The organism is Coxiella-like endosymbiont, from assembly GCF_002871095.1.
In the GTDB taxonomy this organism is placed as follows: Bacteria; Pseudomonadota; Gammaproteobacteria; order Coxiellales; family Coxiellaceae; genus Coxiella.
Genome location: NZ_NSHJ01000094.1, coordinates 19,721 through 40,124 on the forward strand (window position 1 = coordinate 19,721; position 20,404 = coordinate 40,124).

Below are 20,404 nucleotides of genomic sequence, written 5' to 3' on the forward strand. Positions count from 1 at the left end.
AGAAAAAAATGAACTCTTCTATTATTATCAGTGGTGAGGTGGCAAAAGAAATCGATTCTTGGTTACTAAAATATCCAAGCAATCAAAAGCGATCCGCCATAATACCTGCACTCTTATTTGTGCAGAAAGAAAATGGTGGATGGTTAAGCGAACCAGCAATCAATGCTGTGGCAGATTATTTAGAATTACCACGTGTATGGGCCTATGAAGTAGCCACCTTTTATGACATGTATAACTTAAAACCAATTGGTAAACATAAAATTGGAATTTGTCAGAATGTATCGTGTTTTTTACGTGGAAGTGATGAAATCGTTGCAAGTGTTAAAAAACGACTGGGGATCAATTTTAATCAAACCACCCCTGATGGCTTATTTACTCTAAAAAGCCTGGAATGCATGGCAGCTTGTGGGGGAGCTCCTATGTGTCAAATCGATAATTACAAATTTTATGAAAATTTAACACCAGAAAAAATGTTATCTCTTATTGATAAGTTAGAGCAGGAGTCAAAAACGAATGCTTCGTAATGCGGTTTGTTATCGGACTTTGCATTTAGATCAACCTTGGACACTAAAATCGTATAAAAGTGTTGGGGGCTACACAGTATTAAGAAAAATTCTTACAGAAAAAACACCACCTGAAAAAATTATTAATGAAATTAAAGAATCCTCCTTGCGGGGTCGAGGAGGAGCTGGTTTTCCCACGGGATTGAAATGGAATTTTGTTCCACGTGATCAGCCAGGACAAAAATATGTTATTTGTAATTCTGACGAAAGTGAGCCTGGTACCTTTAAGGATCGCGATATTTTACGATTTAATCCTCATCAAGTATTAGAAGGAATTGCGATTGCCTGCTATACCCTTAAGGCAACAGTTGGTTATAATTTCTTGCGTGGCGAATTTGGAGAGTCTTTCGATCGATGTGAACAAGCATTAGCAGAAGCACGAGAAGAAGGATTAATTGGGCAAAATATTTTGAATTCAGGCATTAATATTGAAATTTATAATCATTTAAGTGCTGCTGCCTATATTTGCGGAGAAGAAACGGCGCTCATGAATTCTTTAGAGGGAAAACGAGGATGGCCTCGTTTCAAACCCCCTTTTCCAGCTAATTTTGGGTTATATGGGTGTCCGAGCATTATTAACAACACAGAAACTTTTGCTTCTGTGCCGGTAATTTTAGAAAAAGGCGGAAAATGGTTTGCGGATTTAGGCCCTCCAAAAAATGGAGGGACTAAAATTTTTTCCGTAAGTGGGCATGTTGCTAAACCTGGAAATTATGAAGTTCCCTTAGGAATTCCTTTTACCGATTTATTGGAATTAGCAGGGGGGATGCGTGAGAGTAGTAAATTAAAAGCAGTTATTCCTGGTGGTAGTTCAATGCCTGTATTGCCTGCTCACATTATAATGAAAGCCACTATGAGTTTTGATGCAATCATGGAGGCAGGGTCTATGCTGGGCTCGGGTGGGGTTATGGTGATGGATCAATCTACTTGTATGGTGAAAGTATTAGAACGGATTTCTAAATTTTATATGCACGAATCCTGTGGTCAATGCACTCCCTGTCGAGAAGGAACCGGATGGATTTATCGATTAGTTCATCAAATTGAAAATGGTGAAGGAAAGCAACGAGATTTAGAGCAGCTTAGTCGTGTGGCTAAAGGTATTGAAGGTCGTACTATTTGCGCCTTTGGAGAGGCCGCTGCATGGCCGGTTAGTGGGATGTTAAAGCATTTTTATGATGAGTTTCTCTATCATGTAGAGCATGGGAAGTGTATAGTGGAATCAAAAATGACGAAACATTAAACAATATGCTTGAGCTTGAAATAGACGGTAAAAAAACTATGGTAGCAGAAGGAACTTCTATTATTGAAGTTGCTGATAAAATGGGTATTTATATTCCACGTTTCTGTTACCACAAAAAATTATCTATTGCAGCTAATTGTCGAATGTGTTTGGTTGAAGTTGAAAAATCAGGAAAACCGCTTCCTGCTTGTGCGACACCAGTGACTCAAGGAATGAAAGTGTTTACCAAATCTAAAAAAACTATCGAATCTCAACGTTATGTAATGGAATTTTTGTTAATAAATCATCCATTGGATTGTCCTATCTGCGATCAAGGGGGTGAATGTGAATTACAAGACTTAGCAATCGGTTTTGGTCGCTCCTACTCTTCTTACGAAGAAACAAAACGGGCTGTGTTTAGCGAAAATATTGGTCCTTTGATTCAAACTGAAATGACTCGTTGTATTCAATGCACTCGCTGTGTACGATTTGGAGAGGAAATTGCTGGTTTTCCTGAGCTTGGCGTAATGAATCGTGGTGAGAAAGAAGCGATATCGACTTATGTTAAGCATTTTATGAAATCAGAATTGTCAGGAAATATTATTGATCTCTGTCCTGTAGGTGCGTTAACAGATAAACCCGCACGGTATTGGGGGCGGGGTTGGGAACTTTGTGAGGTTCCTGCTATAGCACCACACGATTGTGTAGGAGGCAATATTTTTTTACACAGTCGATGGCAAGAGTTTAGCCCTCAACGTAAAGTTATACGTACTGTTCCCCGTGAAAATGAAGTAGTAAATGAAACCTGGATCAGTGATCGTGATCGTTTCGGGCATTTTGGGCTCTATCATCCATCCCGTATTTATCAGCCCCAAATAAAAAAAGAGGGGGGATGGGTAAAAATTTCTTGGGAAGAAGCTTTCACAATTATTAGAAATCGTACCAAAGCCCTCATTAAAAAGCATACTGTGAATCAATTAGGTGCACTAGTATCACCAAATTCTTCTCTGGAAGAAATTTATTTATTCCAAAAATGGTTTCGAGGGTTGGGTGGTTCTAATATCGATCACCGAATCCGTTGGCAAGATTTTCGCGATCAACATAAATTTTCGTCATTCCCTAATTTGGGGTTACCTATTGCTGATATTGAAAAATTAAATGCCATTTTGTTAATTGGATCAAATGTTCGTTTTGAACAACCGCTGATTAGTCATCGAATTAAGAAAGCCCATTCTGAAGAGGCCAAGGTATTAGCCATTAATCCCATGGACTTTCCTTTTATTTTTGATCTTGAGGAAAGACTGATTGTTTCCCCTCAAGAATTACCAAATGCCTTAGCTCAGATTGCCAAAATATTAGCAGGCGATATCTCCCTTGAAATTTTGGCAAAGATTCATTCCCAGGAAAAAGCAAAAAAAATTGCAGAGATTTTAAAAACTGCTAAAAAATCTGCTATTTTCTTAGGAGAACATTCTTTACACCATGAAAATGCTGCTACTATTCGAGCTCTTACGCAATTTATTGGACACCAAAGTGGGGCAAGTGTGGGAATGTTTACGGAAGGGTCAAACAGTGCAGGGGCTTGGCTGGCTGGTGCGATTCCTCATCGAGGGCCTGGGGGTAAACAATTAAATGAAGTAGGATTTGATGCAAAAATGATGCTCACAAAGTATCCCTTAAAAGCCTATTTTATATTAAATTTAGAGCTTGAATTAGATTGTGCGTATCCTGCAGAAGCCATTAGTGCTTTAAAGAAAGCTAAATTTGTTGTTTGTTTAACAACATTTACTAATGCTAAAATGGAAACTTATGCGGATGTTATGTTACCTATAGCACCTTTTTCCGAATCCGGTGGAACATTTGTAAATGTTGAAGGGCGCTCTCAATCATTTTTAGCTGCGAGCGTACCAGAAAAAAACTCACAAGCTGGTTGGAAAGTATTGAGAATACTCGGTAATTATTTTGAGTTACCAGGATTTGATTATAAAAGGATTCAAGATGTCCGTGATGAAGTTGATCAAATTATTCCAGAATTGGAATGGGAGATAGAACAGAAAATCTATGCAGAAAGGAAACGTTTGTCTTTTTCATTAGATTCTGAATTTACCCTGGAAGTTACAGGTGGGAATACGAAATTATCACGCTTAGCGCCTTGGCCAATGGTGCGAGTAGATAATTTAGTACGTCGTTCTGAACCGTTACAAGAAACTTTGAGCAATCATATGATGGCAATAGGGCTAAACCGTAAAACAGCCTCTCAATTGGGACTTAAAGCCGGAGAGCAAGTTACAGCAATTCAAGGTGAAAGCCGAATTACTTTACCGTTAATGATAGAAGATCGATTAGCGAATAATACGGTATTGTTGGCATCAGGATTAGCACAAACAGCCGGTTTTGGTCAAGCAGAAACAGCAATTACATTGGAAAGAACTGAATAGTGGTGGAGCAATTGATTATTTTGGTTTTAATGGTTATTAAAATTCTCATTATCTTAATTCTATTAATGCTTATTTTTGCTTTTTTAACGTTCGCTGAACGAAAAGTGATTGGTTATATTCAATCAAGGGTGGGGCCAAATCGTGTAGGGTTTCAAGGATTCGCTCAGCCTATTGCAGACGCAGTTAAATTGCTCTTTAAAGAAATTATTATTCCAACGGCTTCAAACCGATACCTTTATATTATTGCGCCAGTACTATCGTTAGTACCTGCTTTATCTGCTTGGGCCGTGATTCCTTTTGCTAAAGGATGGGTATTAGCCAATATAAATGCAGGACTATTATTTTTATTTGCTATGACTTCTTTAGGGGTTTATGGAATTTTAGTTGGTGGTTGGGCATCAAATTCCAAATATGCTTTTTTGGGAGCACTTCGTTCGGCTGCTCAAGTAGTTTCTTACGAAATTCCAATGAGTTTTGCTCTCGTTGGTGTTATTATCGCAGCGGGAACCATGAATTTACAAAGAATTATTCTTCGTCAAGCCGGAGGAATATGGCATTGGTTTTGGCTTCCATTACTGCCATTATTTTTAGTTTATTGGATCACTGCCGTAGCAGAAACAAATCGTGCTCCCTTTGATGTAGCAGAAGGTGAATCAGAAATTGTCGCAGGATTTCACGTTGAATACTCTGGAATCACGTTTGCTCTTTTCTTTTTGGCGGAATATGCAAATATGGTTTTAGTAGCGGCGATTGCAACCATTATTTTTTTAGGTGGATGGTTATCACCTTTTCAAGGAGTACCTTTTTTAGGAGGACTTTTTACCTGGGTGCCTGGAGTAATTTGGTTTGTACTTAAATTGTCACTTTTTGTTTTTATGTATTTTTGGATACGAGCAACGTTTCCTCGCTATCGTTACGATCAAATTATGCGTTTATGTTGGAAAATTTTAATACCGGTAGCTTTAGTATGGATAATTGTATTAGGGTTGGCAGTAGAATTTCATTTGGCACCATGGTTTTAATTAATGAAACGTTTAAAACAAATTATTAAAATCTGTAGCTTGTGGGAGCTCTTGAAGGGGCTTTTCTTAACGTTAAGTTATTTTTATAAAAAAAAGATTACAATTCATTATCCTGATGAAAATGTCCCCAGCTCATTTCGTTTCCGAGGTATGCTAGCTTTGCGACGTTATCCAAATGGAGAGGAACGCTGCATTGCTTGTAAATTATGTGAAGCTGTTTGCCCTTCTTTAGCTATTACTATCGAGGCAGCCCCACGTGCACTAGATGGCTCGCGTCGTACAACGGTTTATGATATCGATGTATTTAAATGTATTAATTGTGGATTTTGTGAAGAAGCATGTCCTGTGGATGCAATCGTATTGACTCCTGAAATGCATTACAGCATTAAAAATCGTGGTGAAAATATTTTAACCAAGGAAAAATTATTGATGATTGGAGATATGTACGGAGAGCAAATTGCAAAGGATCGGGCGAAAGATAAAAAATATAGATAAAAAAATATTAAGGCAAGTAAATGTTTTCAATATACGAGGCTATATTTTTTATTTTTGCAGTTATTTTAATTGCCGCTGCATTGATGGTAATTATATCGCGCAACCCGGTACATGCTGTCCTTTCCCTTGTGCTCGCATTTTTTGCCAGTGCTATTTTGTGGATGATGATGCAAGCTGAGTTTTTAGCTTTAGTGTTAATCTTCGTCTACGTTGGTGCAGTCATGACTTTATTTTTATTTGTCGTAATGATGCTGAATATTAATCTTTCTACAATACAAGCAAAATTTGTAAAATTTTTGCCTTTTAGTTTAATTGTAATGTTTGTATTAATAGCCAGTATGATTGTAGTAGTAAGTCACCGTCTCTTTGGGATTTCTGCTGTTTCATTACCTTGTGTCTCTGCTAATTTTAGTAATGTTAAGGTCATGGGAAGTCTTCTTTACATTGATTATCTATATCCTTTCCAAATTGCAGCTGTTATCTTGCTTGTCGCTATTATTGCAGCAATTACATTAGCGTTTCATGGCCGAAAATCTGATACCAAGGTGCAACAAATTCCTCAGCAATTGAAGGTTAAAAAATTAGATCGCTTACGATTAGTGAAGATGGAGATAAAGAAAAGATGATTCCTCTAAGTTATTTTTTAATAATCGGTGCTATTTTGTTCGGTTTGGGGTGTTCAGGAATTATTATTAACCGAAAAAATTTAATTGTATTATTAATGTGTATTGAACTTATGCTGTTGGCAGTTAATACTAATTTTATTACCTTTGCTCAATATTTAGGAGTTAAGTCAGGGGAGATATTTGTATTTTTTATTTTAACTGTAGCAGCGGCCGAGTCAGCTATTGGCTTAGCAATTTTGGTTTTATTTTATCGCCGTCGTGGAACTATTCATATCGATGATATGAAGATTTTAAAAGGTTAGTTAATAAAAATGATTAAGACTCTGAGCTTAGTTACTGTTTTAGCCCCTCTATTAGGTTCTTTAATCACGGGATTTAGTGGAAAACTAGTTGGGCGACGAAAAGTGCACTGGGTTACCATTATCTTAATGAGTATTTCTTTTTTAAGCGCTTTTTGGGTTTTTATGTTAGTGGTTGTAAAGAATGGTCATTATTATGGAACAATCTATACTTGGGGAATCAGCGGCGCATGTCATTTTACTGTGGGTTTTATGGTGGACTCCTTAACTGCTGTTATGATGTTGATCGTTACCTCTATTTCCTTGATAGTTCATATATATAGTACTGGTTATATGGCTGGGGATTTAGGTTATCAGCGATTTTTTTCTTACATGTCGATGTTTACTTTTGTTATGTTAATCTTGGTGAGCGCTAATAATTTCTTCCAATTATTTTTTGGATGGGAAGGAGTGGGGTTAGTTTCTTATTTATTGATTGGATTTTGGTTTGAAAAAGAATCAGCGTCGGCGGCTAGTTTAAAAGCTTTTTTAGTTAATCGATCTGGGGATTTTGGATTGATCCTTGGAATTGCCGCTATTTTAGATTATTTTGGCAGTCTTGATTATCATACAGTATTTTCTGCAGCTTCGGCAATTTCACAAATAACAATCAGTATTTTTCCTGGCTTCCATTGGTCTGTGATTACTGTAATTTGCATTTTATTTTTTATTAGCGCTATGGGTAAGTCTGCTCAAATACCTTTACATGTATGGTTACCAGAATCCATGGAAGGCCCAACACCGATCTCTGCATTAATTCATGCAGCAACAATGGTAACGGCTGGAGTATTTTTAGTAGCTCGGATGTCACCTCTTTTTGAATTATCTCAAGTAGCGTTGAGTATGGTTTTGATTATTGGTGCCACAACTGCGCTTTTAGCAGGTTTATTAGCTTTTGTTGAATTTGATATTAAACGGGTTATTGCGTTCTCCACGATGTCTCAGTTGGGGTATATGATGGCGGCTAATGGAGCTTCTGCCTATGCGGCAGGAATATTTCATTTATTAACGCATGCTTGTTTTAAAGCTTTATTATTTTTGTCGGCTGGATCGGTTATTATTGCACTACATCATGAGCAAGATATGCGTAAAATGGGTAATCTTCGAAAATATTTACCTGTAACCTATGTATCTTTTCTTATTGGAGCCTTATCTTTAGCAGCTATTCCTCCGTTTGCAGGCTTTTATTCTAAAGACGCCATTATTGAAGCGGTTTTTCATTCGAAAATTCCTGGAGCTCAGTATGCTTATATTTGTTTACTTTTAGGGGTTTTTGTTACCGGTTACTATATTTTTCGCGCATTTTTCCTAACTTTCCATACTTCAGAGCGAATCACACCCGAATTCAAACCTATCAAAGAAAGTTCTTGGAACATGCAAGGTTCTCAATGGATTTTAGTGATACCTTCAGTAATATTAGGAGCAATTCTTATTTACTGGATACTTTATCGTGAGCCTAATTTATTAGGCTCTAGTATTAGAGTTTTGCCTCGCTACAATGTTTTAAAAATGATGCGATCAGAATTTCACAATGTTTTTTATATGGTTTATCATTCTGTTGTTACATTGGGATTTTGGGCTTCCGCTTTGGGTATTTTTTCTGCTTGGTTGATGACGATTGCTCGACCGCATATTCCTAAGTTGCTAAGGCAACGATTGCCTTGGTTACACCAAATTTTGGTAGCTAAATATGGTTTTGATAAATTGAATTGGTTTGTTTTTGTTCGAGGTGGACGAGCGTTAGCTAATTTCTTTTTTCGAGTGGGTGATCTAAAAATATTAGATCATTTTATTGTAGATGGTTCAGGACGAAACATAACACGGGTGGCACGATTAATGCGTCGATTGCAATCGGGTTACCTTTATCATTACGTTTTTATAATGATTTTAGGTTTATTAACTTTTTTAATTTGGTTGGTGTTGGCTTAAATTAATGATCTTAAAAGATATACCTTTATTGAGCACACTTATTTGGTTACCCATTGGGGGAGCTGTTCCTGTTTCGATGCTAAATAATTTCAAGCAATCAACTTATGCGCGTGTATTGGCATTAATTATTGCTTTAATTTCTTTGACGCTTTGTATTCCACTTTATTGTAGTTTTGATACTACTGCTGTAGTAATGCAATTTACTCAACATTTAATGTGGATTCCGGAACTTAAAATAAATTATGACCTTGGGGTGGATGGAATTTCCATGCCGCTAGTGGTGCTTACCTGTTTTACTACTTTATTGGTTGTATTGGCTTCTTGGAGGATGGTTAAAAAAAAAGTAGGCCAATATTTAGCTGCTTTTTTGATCATGCAAGGTGCTGTGGTGGGGGTTCTTTCTTCGCTGGATGCCATGCTTTTTTATTTCTTTTGGGAAGCTATGTTGATTCCTATGTACCTCAGCATAGGAATTTGGGGAATGGAAAAACGTTGTTATGCTGCTATTAAATTTTTTTTATATACCTTTGTAGGATCCGCTTTATTATTAATTACCTTGTTATATTTGCGTATGTATTCAGATAGTTTTTACATTTTCGATTATTATCGACTTCATATGGGAATGACTATTCAAATTTTAGTTTTCTTAGGATTTTTAATTGCTTTTGCTATTAAAGTGCCGATGTGGCCTCTGCATACCTGGTTACCTGATATGCATACTGAGGCTCCACTAGGAGGTTCGGTAGTTCTATCTGCATTAATGCTGAAATTAGGAGGTTATGGATTTTTACGGTTTAGTTTGCCCATTGTCCCAGATGCCAGTCGTCATTTAGATTGGTTGATGATTGGACTTTCTTTAATAGCTATTGTGTATATTGGTTTTATTGCTATTGCTCAAACAGATATGAAAAAATTAATAGCCTACTCATCTGTCGCTCATATGGGCTTCGTTACTCTAGGCGCATTTATGTTATTCATGATTGTTGCTCATACCGGTAATCGTCACGAGGCCTATTTAAGTCTAGAAGGAGCAATGGTGCAAATGATTTCCCATGCTTTTGGTTCCGGAGCAATGTTTTTGGCGTTTGGGATGTTGTATAAGCAATTTAATTCTCGAAATATTCAAAATTTTGGAGGTATTGCTAAAACTATGCCTTATTTTGCTGCCTTTTTTATGGTTTTTGCAATGTCAAATGTAGGTTTACCTGGAACGTCAGGTTTTGTAGGTGAATTTATGATTTTACTGAGTACATTTAAGACCAGCTTTTGGGTAACCTTTTTAGCTGCTTCTACATTAGTGATTGGGGCAGCTTATACTTTATGGATGTATAAGCGTGTATTTTATGGCTCAATTACTAATGCTTCAGTTATGGGGGTTGATATTAACTTAATTGACAAAATTATTTTTATATTAATAACGGCAGCTATTGTTTGGATTGGCGTTTATCCAAATTCTCTATTAAATGTATTTCATACATCTATTGCTCAATTATTACAAGAAGCTTTGCAATCAAAATTGTAGAAAGTTAACTATGTCCTCTACTTTACCAAACTTAATTTTTGCCTTACCGGAGATATTTGTATTATTTATGGCATTGGCAATTTTGATAGTGGGTATTTTTTTTGTTAGATCTTCGCAGATTCCCTATTATCTTGCAATAATTACTTTAATAGTAGTTTTTTGGTTAACATGTTATGTTTTTCCAGGAAAGGAATTTTCAGAAAGAATCTTTGCATTTCATTGTCTGTTTGTTTTGGATCATTTGTCGGTTTATCTTAAACTCTTTATTTATTTAGCAGTATTTTTCACTTTTCTCTATGCACGGGAATATAATCAAGAACGTAAAATTCCTGTTATGGAATTTTATGTGTTAGGTCTTTTATCCTTGTTAGGAATGATGGTTTTAGTTTCTTCGTATAATTTGATTATAGTGTTCTTAGGCCTCGAATTATTGTCTCTTCCTACTTACGCTATGGTTGCGATACAACATAAAAAAACTCGTTGTATTGAAGCTGGAATGAAGTATTTTGTTATTGGGGCGATCGCCTCAGGAATCTTGATTTATGGTATGTCCATGATTTTTGGTGCTACTCGTAGCTTAGATTTAAACGAAATTGCTGAAGCAGTAAATAAAATTCCTGTTCATCAAAATTTAATTTTAGTCTTTGGCTTAGTATTTATCATGGGAGGTATTGCTTTTAAAATCGGAGCAGCGCCTTTTCATATGTGGATTCCCGATATTTATGAGGGAGCACCAAGTTCGGTAACTTTATTTATTTCTACGGCACCCAAAATAGCAGCTTTTGCTATGGTTATTCGTTTATTAGTGAATGCTATGCCGGCTTTACAAAGTCAGTGGCATGAAGTCCTCATACTAGTTGCAATTTTATCTATGGGTATTGGAAATTTCGCAGCTATGGCGCAATCAAATATTAAACGAATGTTGGCTTATTCTTCGATCGCTCATATGGGTTATATGTTGCTTGGCGTTTTATGTGGAACGAAAGAAGGTTATGTAGCAGCTATGTTTTATATTATTACTTATAGTTTTATGAGTTTAGGTAGTTTTGGGATGGTTGTTTTAATGAGTCGAGGTGGCTTTGAAGCTGAAAATATTAAAGATTTTGCTGGATTAAATAATCGTAATCCGTGGTTAGCTTTTATGATGATGTTAACTTTATTTTCTTTGGCAGGGATTCCACCATTAGTAGGGTTCATTGCTAAGGTAAGTATTCTTGATGCTTTGATACAATTACATTTGGTATGGCTTGCGGTTCTTTCTGTTTTATTCACTATTATAGGCGCTTATTATTATATTCGAGTGGTAAAGGTGATGTATTTTGAAAACTCTACTCTTCCTCTTGAACCTATTCAATATTCCTTAGAAATGAAAATCGCTATTTCTATTAATGGTCTAGCTGTGCTTTTTATAGGTATTTTCCCGGGTTGGTTATATGCTCTTTCATATCTAGCTTTTTAATTTTCTGAACCTAATACTCACTTAAAGTGATGATTTTTTACAAAACTACAGTAGATATCAAGTCGCCTGTGGGTCAGTGATACTCAGAGCAGAAGACTATACTAAAAAAAATATTTTATTACTTATGGGAAGATTCTTCTAAAAGAAGGTGCTATTATCTTTATAAGAAATGATTAATTTCGATAAGAGAAGTTTTCAATCATTGATAAGAAAAGAGGTTAAACATGTCACGTTAAGTATACTTTAAGTCATTTTGGTTCGATGTTAAAATATTCCATGAAGAGTCATTATCAATAATTAAGCAATTACCCAGAGTAAGCATTTATTCCTTTAGGTACTGGAAGGAATCTATAATTACAGCTTTATTTATTACTATGATCATAAGAATATTTTTATTCCTTCAAATTAATTTATTGCAATCTTTCTTTTAGGATTTGCTACTTCATTTAATATCAATAATATTAATATTGATATCATTCATCTTCTTTTATAAAGAAGACAAGGAATCAAAATACAGCTTTACTAGAACTTAGAAGTGGTTTTACAATCACACAAATACTCATTATTCCGTGTTCATATGATGGTAATTATAATTGTTGATCTTAAGAGACTCTGAGAATAGATGCAACCCAAGAAGTGTAAGATCTCTGAAGAATTTACGACTCAAAAGTTGAGTACCTCTCCTAATTTAAGCCACATTTTTATATAAATTGTACGACGCTTATTATTTGATTGATTTATCTATAATATAATGTTTATAATATTAATACGATGCGGGGTGGAGCAGTTTGGCAGCTCGTCGGGCTCATAACCCGAAGGTCGTAGGTTCAAATCCTACCCCCGCTACTGAAGATTTAAAAATAAATATAAAATCCCGTTAAAAATATATTTTTAGATAAGGAGGGGCTGTATGCCCTTTTTTATTTTTGAGTAAAGGGGGGATAAATAAATGAAACACAAAAATACTACAGCGTATAATTATACCAGCACTAGAACCCTTTAGATTTAAGTTAATAAGGATTACTGTGAGAGATCTCCCAAAAAAGGAAGGTAAAATATATTGTGAGTGATCCCAGATACTCTTCAGTCCCTCAGAAGGCGTAAGTAACTCTTGGCGATTGGGCTAAAATCAGTTGTTAACTGAATGAATTATTGGATGTTGAGGATCTCATAAGTAGCCATTATAATTTAAAAATTTCTTAACCAAGTTTGTATGGCCTTTAAATATGGTTGGTAATTATGGTCGATTTTATGATGAGAGGTAAAACTTAAAACACGCCTCTTATAAACCACAAAGAGAATAATACCAAATTTTCATGGTATAAAGATGGTGAATGACACAGTAAGGCTCACTGTAAAAACTGACAATATAATCATGATAGTAAAAAAAAGGCTGGGATGAAAAATAGAAAGAACGAATTTGATAGCAGATTTTTGAGACTTAAAAAATGAATAAAGACATTTTATTAATAGTTGACTCAATGTCTAATGAACGTGGAGTCCCGAAAGAAGTTATCTTCGAAGCTATCGAAACGGCCTTAGCTACTGTAACAGCAAAACGTTATGATGAGCATGATGTTAAAATTTGTGTCTCTATTGATCAAAAAACTGGGTATTATGAAACTTTTCGCTGTTGGACAGTAGTAGAGAATGAAGACTCCTTAGAGTCGCCTGGTCAACAAATTCCTTTAAGCCGAGCACGAGAGATTGATTCTGATTTGGAAGTGGGTGATGTGATTGAAGAGCCTGTTGAGTCGGTAAAATTTGGTCGTATTGCGGCCCAACAAGCTAAGCAAGTTATTATTCAAAAGGTCCGCGAAGCTGAACGAGAAAAAATTATTCAACACTATGGGAAGCGGGTTGGAGAACTCGTGATTGGGGTAGCTAAGCGGGTTACTCGTGATAGTATTATCTTAGATATGGGCGAGAATGCGGAAGCATTATTACCGAGAGAAGAGATGATTCCACGTGAGGCCTTCCGGGTTAATGATCGTTTACGTGTGTATTTATCTGCTGTTCGGCAGGATAAACGAGGACCTCAATTATTAGTAAGCCGTACGCGACCTGAATTTTTAATTGAATTATTCAAAATTGAAGTACCAGAAATTAGTGAAGAAGTAATTGAGATTAAAGGTGCTGCACGAGATCCTGGTTCGCGGGCGAAAATTGCTGTTAAAACGAATGATGGTCGAATTGATCCAATTGGTGCTTGTGTGGGAATGCGTGGCTCGCGTGTTCAAGCGGTTTCTAATGAATTAGGAGGTGAGCGTATCGATATTATTTTATGGGATGATAATCCCGCACAATTAGTGATTAACGCCATGGCTCCAGCAGAAATTACCTCCATTGTAGTCGATGAAGAATCTCATACTATGGAGCTTGCAGTTTCCGAAGAACAATTATCTCAAGCCATTGGACGTAATGGACAAAATGTTCGTTTGGCTAGTGAATTGACCAGTTGGATACTTAATGTCATGAGTGAAACTGAAATGGCACAAAAACATGAAAAAGAAGCTGGTAATATTAAATCTATTTTTATGGAAAAATTAGATGTCGATGAAGAAGTCGCTAATGCTTTAATTCAAGAAGGTTTTACTAGCTTAGAAGAAGTAGCTTATGTTCCAAAAGAGGAACTTCAAAATGTTGAAGGGTTTGATGATGAGATTGCAACTGAATTGCAACGTCGTGCAAGTAACTTTTTACTTACGCAAGAAATTGCTAATCAAGAAGCATTAGGAGTAAAAGATTTCCTAGAAGATTTATTGACAATCGAAGGTATGACGAAAGATGTAGCCTGTCAGCTCTTGTCTCATGAAGTAACTACTCGAGAAGATTTAGCGGAAAAATCAGTGGACGATTTAAAAGAGATCATTGATATTGATCAGGATTTTGCTGCTAAATTAATTATGGCGGCAAGAGCCCATTGGTTTTTAGAAAAATAAGTAAGAGTTAATAAATTATGGCTGACATGAGTGTCAAACAATTGGCTGACTTAGTGCGGATAACACCGGAACGTCTTTTGGAGCAACTAAAAGAGGCAGGTGTTCGTATTTTTCACGTCGATCAAACTGTTACTGATGACCAAAAACGTAAATTACTTTTACATTTAAAAACTACTGGTAGTTCTCCATTAGATAAAAAAAATTCAAAAATTATCTTAAAACGTAAGAAGCTGAGTGTTGTTAAATTAGGAAAGAAGAGCGTTAATGTAGAAATACGTTCTAAGCGCGCATATCTAAAACCCATAGAAATATCTGAAAAAGCAGTATCTCAGGAGTCTCTTCTTAGTATCTCTGAAATAGCCTTATCAGAAACTAAAAAAGCTAAGGAAAAAGAAGTGACACCTGCTGTGGAACTACAAGTAGCTCCTAAATCTAGGGATAAACTAGAAGATCAAAAGAAACCCCTTGAAAGCAAAGCAGTCCCTAAAAAAGGAGTGCGTAAAGAATCACGAGGTGGACGTAAAAATGAAGAAGAGGACGAATGGGAGGAGCGTGAAGAACTCCATATGTCAAAACTTGCTGAGGAACGTCGTCGACGTAAGTCAAGTTATTTAGAGACAGAAAAGGCTAGCTCAAGGCTTGAACATAGTTTTGCAAAGCCAACTGCTCCTGTTATCCGTGAGGTTAACCTGCCGGAATCTATTACTGTAGCAGATCTAGCCCAAAAGATCTCTATAAAAGCGGCAGAAGTTATTAAAACTATGATGAAAATGGGAGCAATGGTTACTATTAACCAGCGGATCGACCAAGAAACAGCGGCAATTGTTGTTGAAGAAATGGGTCATAAAGTTAAGCTTCTTAAAGGTGATACTGTAGAAGAAAATTTAGAGGCTACTTTAGGAGACCTAGGGGGGGAAACCCGATCACGACCTCCAGTAGTGACAATCATGGGCCATGTAGATCATGGAAAAACATCAGTTTTAGATTATATTCGCCGAAGTAAACTCACAAGTATTGAAGCTGGAGGTATTACTCAACATATTGGTGCTTATCATGTAAAAACTAAATCAGGAATGATCACCTTCTTAGATACACCTGGACATGAAGCATTTACCGCTATGCGAGCTCGTGGAGTGAAATGTACAGATATTGTAGTTTTGGTGGTAGCTGCTGATGATGGGGTAATGCCTCAGACAGTTGAAGCAATCCAACATGCTCGAGCAGCGAAGGTTCCCTTAGTAGTAGCTATTAATAAAATAGATAAACTAGAAGCCGATCCAGATCGAATTAAAACTGAATTATCGAAACAAGAAATTATTCCGGAAGAATGGGGTGGAGAAACCATGTTTCAGCTCATTTCGGCAAAGACGGGGGAGGGCATTAATTCTTTATTGGAATGTATTTTGCTTCAGGCTGAGGTACTGGAATTGAAAGCTGTAGACCAGGGGCCTGCACGAGGGGTGGTAATTGAATCTCGTTTAGATAAGGGTCGTGGTCCTGTAGCTACTATCTTAGTGATGAGTGGAGAGTTACATCCAGGCGATATATTGTTAGTGGGTCGCCAATATGGTCGAATCCGAGCTATGATTGGTGATGACGGTCAACCATGCTACCAAGCGGGCCCTTCAATACCTGTAGAAGTATTAGGGCTTTCTGGGACTGCCACGGCAGGTGAAAAAGCGGTAGTAGTTCAGAATGAACATAAAGCTCGTGAAATTGCACGCTTTCGTCAAGGAAAATACCGTGAAATTCGCTTAGCGAAAAAACAAACAGCCCATTTGGAACGTATCTTCGATTCTATGAATGAAGGTGAGCAAAGTGCTTTAAATATTTTATTAAAAGCAGATGTACAAGGTTCGTTAGAAGCTTTGACGGAAGCTCTTAATAAATTATCCACTGATGAGGTTAAGGTAAAAATTATTGCTAGTGGGGTAGGTGGAATTACGGAATCAGATGTACATTTAGCTATTGCATCCGATGCAGTAATTATTGGCTTTAATGTTCGGGCTGATTTACCTACGCGAACTTTGGTGGAACGAGAAGGTGTTGATTTACGTTATTACAGCGTAATTTACAACTTAATTGATGAAATGAAAAAAGCTCTAAGTGGATTACTCGCCCCCGAATTTAAGGAAAAAATTATAGGCCTTCTCCAAGTGCGGCAAGTTTTTCGTTCTTCCAAATTTGGTTTCATTGCTGGCTGTATGGTGGTGGAAGGGATAGTCCGCCGTCATTTACCTATTCGTGTGTTACGTGATCATGTGGTTATTTACGAAGGACAATTAGAATCTTTACGTCGTTATAAAGAAGATGTAGTAGAAGTTCGTCAAGGTATAGAATGTGGTATTGGCATAAAAAATTATAATGACGTGAAAATAGACGATCACATTGAAGTTTACGAAAAAGTTAAAGTTGAGCGGAAGATTATTTAATAATGTCAAATCAACGCCAACAGCAAGTAGGTGACCTTATTCAGAGGCAGCTAGCTGAACTTCTAAAAAAAGAAGTTCATGATCCTCGATTAGCATTTATTTCTTTAACAGCTGTTTCTATGTCTCCTGATTTAAAGCAAGCTAAAGTTTTTTATACATTATTCGAAGAGCGAAATCTTCAAGAAGTTCAGAAAGCTTTTCATAAAGCTACGGGTTATCTACAGCATTTACTTGCAGAAACGAGTATATTGCGTTATATCCCTAAATTACGCTTTGTTTACGATGAAAGCATTGAAAGAGCTGATAAAATTTCATTGCTTATCAAACGAGCTATTCAAGATGATACTAAAGAGTAAGGGACAAAAAATTATCAGGCGGAGCATTGATGGTCTTTTGTTATTAGATAAACCTCAAGGAATTACTTCTAACAATGCGGTGCAACGAATTAAAAATTTGTTTCATGCTAAAAAAGCAGGGCATACCGGAAGTTTAGACCCTCTTGCCAATGGCATGTTACCGATATGCCTAGGTGAAGCTACTAAATTTTCTAAATATTTATTAGAAGCTGATAAAAGATATCTCGTAAAAATTCGATTGGGAATTCGTACAGCAAGCGGTGATAGTGAAGCTAAAATTATTTCTCAACGTTCTGTTCCTGAATTATCCAAACCTGAGTTTGAAAAAACAATAAGATCATTTTGTGGGATAATTGAACAGACTCCTTCAATGTATTCTGCGTTAAAATATAAAGGACAACCCTTATATAAATTAGCTCACCAAGGTATTGAAATTCAACGTAAATCTCGGTTCGTTACTATTTATCAATTAAATTTACTTGATTTTCATGAGAAAATAGCTAATTTTTATATACATTGTAGTAAGGGTACTTATATAAGAACTTTAGTAGATGATTTAGGTGAAGCCTTGGGATGTGGTGCTCATGTAATAGCTTTACGTCGATTAAGCATAATTCATTATCTCGAAAATCAAATGGTTTCTCTAGTACGTTTAGAGCAAGAATATGAAAACCAGAATAAAGATTCTTTGGATAGTTATTTATTACCAATTGAAAGTATGGTGACTCATTTTCCTGTCCTTAGGTTAAGTAACGTGAGTATTTTTTATTTGCAGCAGGGACAAACTATAATGGTACCGCATGCTTCTATTCAGGGCTTTGTACGGTTACGTACTCAAGCTGATCAATTTATGGGTATTGGAGAAGTGTTTAGTGATGCTCGAATTGCTCCTAGATGTTTGATAAAACCTCAGCGTTTGATACAAAGTTCACTAATTTAAAATATTCAACCAGGAGAAGTGATGGGATGGTAGGTTAAATATGGGGGGGTATCAGGTTAGCCGTCCTCTGTGAGGTGTTGTTTTGGTAGGGGGTCGGGATTTGTATGGATTCTTGTCTCAATCAAAACCAAAAAAAATTCGGTTGGGGGTTAGCTGTTTTCTAAAGAACGACCTATATTTAACGCATTATTAAATGTATTAAGGTATAGACTCAATAGCTCTTTCTGATTCTTGATATATATTTTGTGAATATAGTAATCATGCTTATATTGGTATGGTATATTAAAACAGTTGAGTTCATTATGAATTTAATATAATAACCCAACTAATGAATTATTAAAATTAAATAGGCAATTCAGTTATAGTTGAAGCTAGTGTTAATATGGTTAGTTTTAGTAGTATGATAGATGGATACTATATCATTAAAGTGATTTAACGTCATTCAATATATTTTAAGATACAGTTAAATTTACAAATATTCTTATTTAAAGTTAAGTTATTAAATATAAATACATATCTAGTTTATATGGACTTTTTCCTCAAACAGCTAAAGTAGCTTTTCAATTTAATAATTCTAAAACTTAGGAAGTAGGCTTTACTAAGTTAGAGTTCTGCACTGTGCAAAGTAGAACTTGATAATCCGGAAAGAGCAGATTTTTTTATTATAAAATTTGATCATCTCTATTGAGGTATTATTTATTAAATGAAGTACCGTTTTTTTAGATCCCCCTGGGTGCTCTCTCTGACCTTATTAAGTGAGTAGCCGATTTATAATGATTAAATCTGTTGGGTTATTATGGCTTAAAAATTTCTAGAATAAACTTCTACTACTATAATAAAAAGTTTGATAATAATTAAAAGGGTTTGTTTCAGATTTTATTATTACTTACTTCCATAAAAGAGTTTGTTAAAGTTTTAAACTATGATTAGCTTAAAATATTAGTGTAAAGTTTTTCCGCTCTAGATTTTTTCTTTAGGTAATGCAAGAAGAAGAATGCTAAAAATTAAAATCATTTTTTTTTGCTAAAGCTATAGCTTAGAATATATATAATAACACGGTCACAGTCAAAACTGTGAAGAATACAATATTGTTGTTAACATTATTATTAACGAATTAGCTTTATGAAAAGTTTTCTTATGTTAGAAAATTAAGGTTTTCATGGATTTTTCCAATTCCTATTTTATTAAGTAATGTAAATATGGAATCCTAACCCTGTTGAGCTATACAGGCCTTTCGGCATTTGATTACGTATTCTGAGGGCTCATAGGTTGGTTGACGATTTAGTATTTTTGTAATTAGCGGTGTAATCTTGAGGTAAAAAAATCTACTTTGTTGCTATATAAATTTTATGTCAAATTAGAAATAATTATCTAACTTTTATATATTACGGTCCAGAAGTCACGACAATAAATTATTGTACGTGTCGTACACAGTGATTACAATTGCCTCAAGATACATTAATTCTATTAATGGAAATACACGTCGAACCAATTTTATCTTTAACTGAAAAATTACATTCGTTAGTTGATCATTGTTAATTCCATTCAATGAGTTTATATTCATCGTCTACATTCTGGTTCCCAAAAAATAACCTAAGTTACGAAAAAGTTCCGTATGGCTTAGGCAATTCCGTAAAACAAAAAATTACGTTATTTATTTTAGGTCATATTACTAAGGAAGAGGCTATCCCCGCCGGGCTACGACTACTAGAACATATACTAGATAACTAAATGCCATTATTTTTTTTGAAAAAAATGATATTCATTTTTGGATTATTCATGCTATAAAAAATTAGTTCAGAGCGGTAAATAAAATTGGTGTGTTTGCTATGAGCAATTCTGGGTTAAAAAATAGACAATCCTTCCGTTATTTTTGTCTCAAGATATGAGATGCCCATTTCTGGAAGTGTAATTACAGTCACATGGGGAGAGAAATAGTCGTATTCTTCTTGGTACTAAAAAATTGTAAGAAGCTCTTAATGTAAATAATAAAGGTCATGTAGCAAGAATTTTTGTTAGGGTAAGCGGAAAAAAAAGGGGGGGAGAAGAAGGTAAGAGTATGGGTTTAGAAAACACCATCATTTATCCATAGCTGTGTTAGTTAGTCACCTTTCATTGTCAAG

The 20,404-nt window shown here is 35.6% G+C and carries 14 protein-coding genes and 1 tRNA gene; all 15 read left to right on the plus strand.

From position 1 onward, the window contains the following. The first annotated feature begins 8 nt into the window (after positions 1-8). On the plus strand, positions 9-524 hold the full coding sequence (gene nuoE / locus CLERM_RS01775) for an NADH-quinone oxidoreductase subunit NuoE (protein WP_102156900.1): 516 nt from the start codon (positions 9-11) through the stop codon (positions 522-524). After that, entirely contained in the window at positions 514-1,803 is a 1,290-nt protein-coding gene (gene nuoF, locus CLERM_RS01780; protein ID WP_102156887.1) for an NADH-quinone oxidoreductase subunit NuoF, read from the plus strand. Before nuoE ends, nuoF begins: the two co-directional genes overlap by 11 nt. Positions 1,804-1,808: 5 nt before the next feature. Beyond that, the gene (gene nuoG, locus CLERM_RS01785; protein ID WP_102156901.1) at positions 1,809-4,220 is read left to right on the plus strand and encodes an NADH-quinone oxidoreductase subunit NuoG; all 2,412 of its coding nucleotides are present in this window, start codon (positions 1,809-1,811) and stop codon (positions 4,218-4,220) included. After that, positions 4,220-5,242 carry an NADH-quinone oxidoreductase subunit NuoH gene (gene nuoH / locus CLERM_RS01790; RefSeq protein WP_102156888.1) on the plus strand — a complete coding sequence of 341 codons (1,023 nt, stop codon included), beginning with the start codon at positions 4,220-4,222 and terminating at the stop codon, positions 5,240-5,242. The genes nuoG and nuoH overlap by 1 nt, the downstream gene beginning before the upstream one ends. 3 nt (positions 5,243-5,245) lie before the next feature. Next, positions 5,246-5,737: an NADH-quinone oxidoreductase subunit NuoI gene (nuoI, locus tag CLERM_RS01795; RefSeq protein WP_102156889.1), complete on the plus strand. Its 492-nt coding sequence runs from the start codon at positions 5,246-5,248 to the stop codon at positions 5,735-5,737. Between the two features lie 20 nt (positions 5,738-5,757). Continuing rightward, a complete protein-coding gene (locus tag CLERM_RS01800; protein ID WP_102156890.1) occupies positions 5,758-6,363 on the plus strand; it encodes an NADH-quinone oxidoreductase subunit J in 606 nt (201 codons plus the stop codon). Next, the gene (gene nuoK / locus CLERM_RS01805; protein WP_102156891.1) at positions 6,360-6,665 is read left to right on the plus strand and encodes an NADH-quinone oxidoreductase subunit NuoK; all 306 of its coding nucleotides are present in this window, start codon (positions 6,360-6,362) and stop codon (positions 6,663-6,665) included. Before CLERM_RS01800 ends, nuoK begins: the two co-directional genes overlap by 4 nt. A gap of 9 nt (positions 6,666-6,674) precedes the next feature. Then, the gene (nuoL, locus tag CLERM_RS01810; protein WP_102156892.1) at positions 6,675-8,630 is read left to right on the plus strand and encodes an NADH-quinone oxidoreductase subunit L; all 1,956 of its coding nucleotides are present in this window, start codon (positions 6,675-6,677) and stop codon (positions 8,628-8,630) included. Between the two features lie 4 nt (positions 8,631-8,634). Beyond that, positions 8,635-10,152, plus strand: a complete 1,518-nt coding sequence (locus tag CLERM_RS01815) for a complex I subunit 4 family protein (RefSeq protein WP_102156893.1) — start codon at positions 8,635-8,637, stop codon at positions 10,150-10,152. A 10-nt stretch (positions 10,153-10,162) separates the two neighbouring features. Further along, a complete protein-coding gene (gene nuoN, locus CLERM_RS01820; RefSeq protein WP_102156894.1) occupies positions 10,163-11,611 on the plus strand; it encodes an NADH-quinone oxidoreductase subunit NuoN in 1,449 nt (482 codons plus the stop codon). A 772-nt stretch (positions 11,612-12,383) separates the two neighbouring features. Further along, positions 12,384-12,457 (plus strand) — tRNA-Met (locus tag CLERM_RS01825). Positions 12,458-13,059: 602 nt separating this feature from the next. Beyond that, complete coding sequence (gene nusA, locus CLERM_RS01830; RefSeq protein WP_102156895.1) at positions 13,060-14,553, plus strand: transcription termination factor NusA; 1,494 nt, start codon at positions 13,060-13,062, stop codon at positions 14,551-14,553. A 17-nt stretch (positions 14,554-14,570) separates the two neighbouring features. Further along, entirely contained in the window at positions 14,571-16,985 is a 2,415-nt protein-coding gene (infB, locus tag CLERM_RS01835) for a translation initiation factor IF-2 (RefSeq protein ID WP_102156896.1), read from the plus strand. Between the two features lie 2 nt (positions 16,986-16,987). Next, the gene (gene rbfA / locus CLERM_RS01840) at positions 16,988-17,341 is read left to right on the plus strand and encodes a 30S ribosome-binding factor RbfA (protein ID WP_102156897.1); all 354 of its coding nucleotides are present in this window, start codon (positions 16,988-16,990) and stop codon (positions 17,339-17,341) included. Then, entirely contained in the window at positions 17,328-18,281 is a 954-nt protein-coding gene (truB, locus tag CLERM_RS01845; protein ID WP_408936544.1) for a tRNA pseudouridine(55) synthase TruB, read from the plus strand. The genes rbfA and truB overlap by 14 nt, the downstream gene beginning before the upstream one ends. Positions 18,282-20,404 lie beyond the last annotated feature (2,123 nt).

What these genes read in the sequence shown, in the direction of transcription:
- nuoE (WP_102156900.1), top strand. Translation starts at nt 9, where the DNA reads ATGAACTCTTCTATTATTATCAGTGGTGAGGTGGCAAAAGAAATCGAT.
- nuoF (WP_102156887.1), top strand. Translation starts at nt 514, where the DNA reads ATGCTTCGTAATGCGGTTTGTTATCGGACTTTGCATTTAGATCAACCT.
- nuoG (WP_102156901.1), top strand. Translation starts at nt 1,809, where the DNA reads ATGCTTGAGCTTGAAATAGACGGTAAAAAAACTATGGTAGCAGAAGGA.
- nuoI (WP_102156889.1), top strand. Translation starts at nt 5,246, where the DNA reads ATGAAACGTTTAAAACAAATTATTAAAATCTGTAGCTTGTGGGAGCTC.
- CLERM_RS01800 (WP_102156890.1), top strand. Translation starts at nt 5,758, where the DNA reads ATGTTTTCAATATACGAGGCTATATTTTTTATTTTTGCAGTTATTTTA.
- nuoK (WP_102156891.1), top strand. Translation starts at nt 6,360, where the DNA reads ATGATTCCTCTAAGTTATTTTTTAATAATCGGTGCTATTTTGTTCGGT.
- nuoL (WP_102156892.1), top strand. Translation starts at nt 6,675, where the DNA reads ATGATTAAGACTCTGAGCTTAGTTACTGTTTTAGCCCCTCTATTAGGT.
- CLERM_RS01815 (WP_102156893.1), top strand. Translation starts at nt 8,635, where the DNA reads ATGATCTTAAAAGATATACCTTTATTGAGCACACTTATTTGGTTACCC.
- nuoN (WP_102156894.1), top strand. Translation starts at nt 10,163, where the DNA reads ATGTCCTCTACTTTACCAAACTTAATTTTTGCCTTACCGGAGATATTT.
- nusA (WP_102156895.1), top strand. Translation starts at nt 13,060, where the DNA reads ATGAATAAAGACATTTTATTAATAGTTGACTCAATGTCTAATGAACGT.
- infB (WP_102156896.1), top strand. Translation starts at nt 14,571, where the DNA reads ATGGCTGACATGAGTGTCAAACAATTGGCTGACTTAGTGCGGATAACA.
- rbfA (WP_102156897.1), top strand. Translation starts at nt 16,988, where the DNA reads ATGTCAAATCAACGCCAACAGCAAGTAGGTGACCTTATTCAGAGGCAG.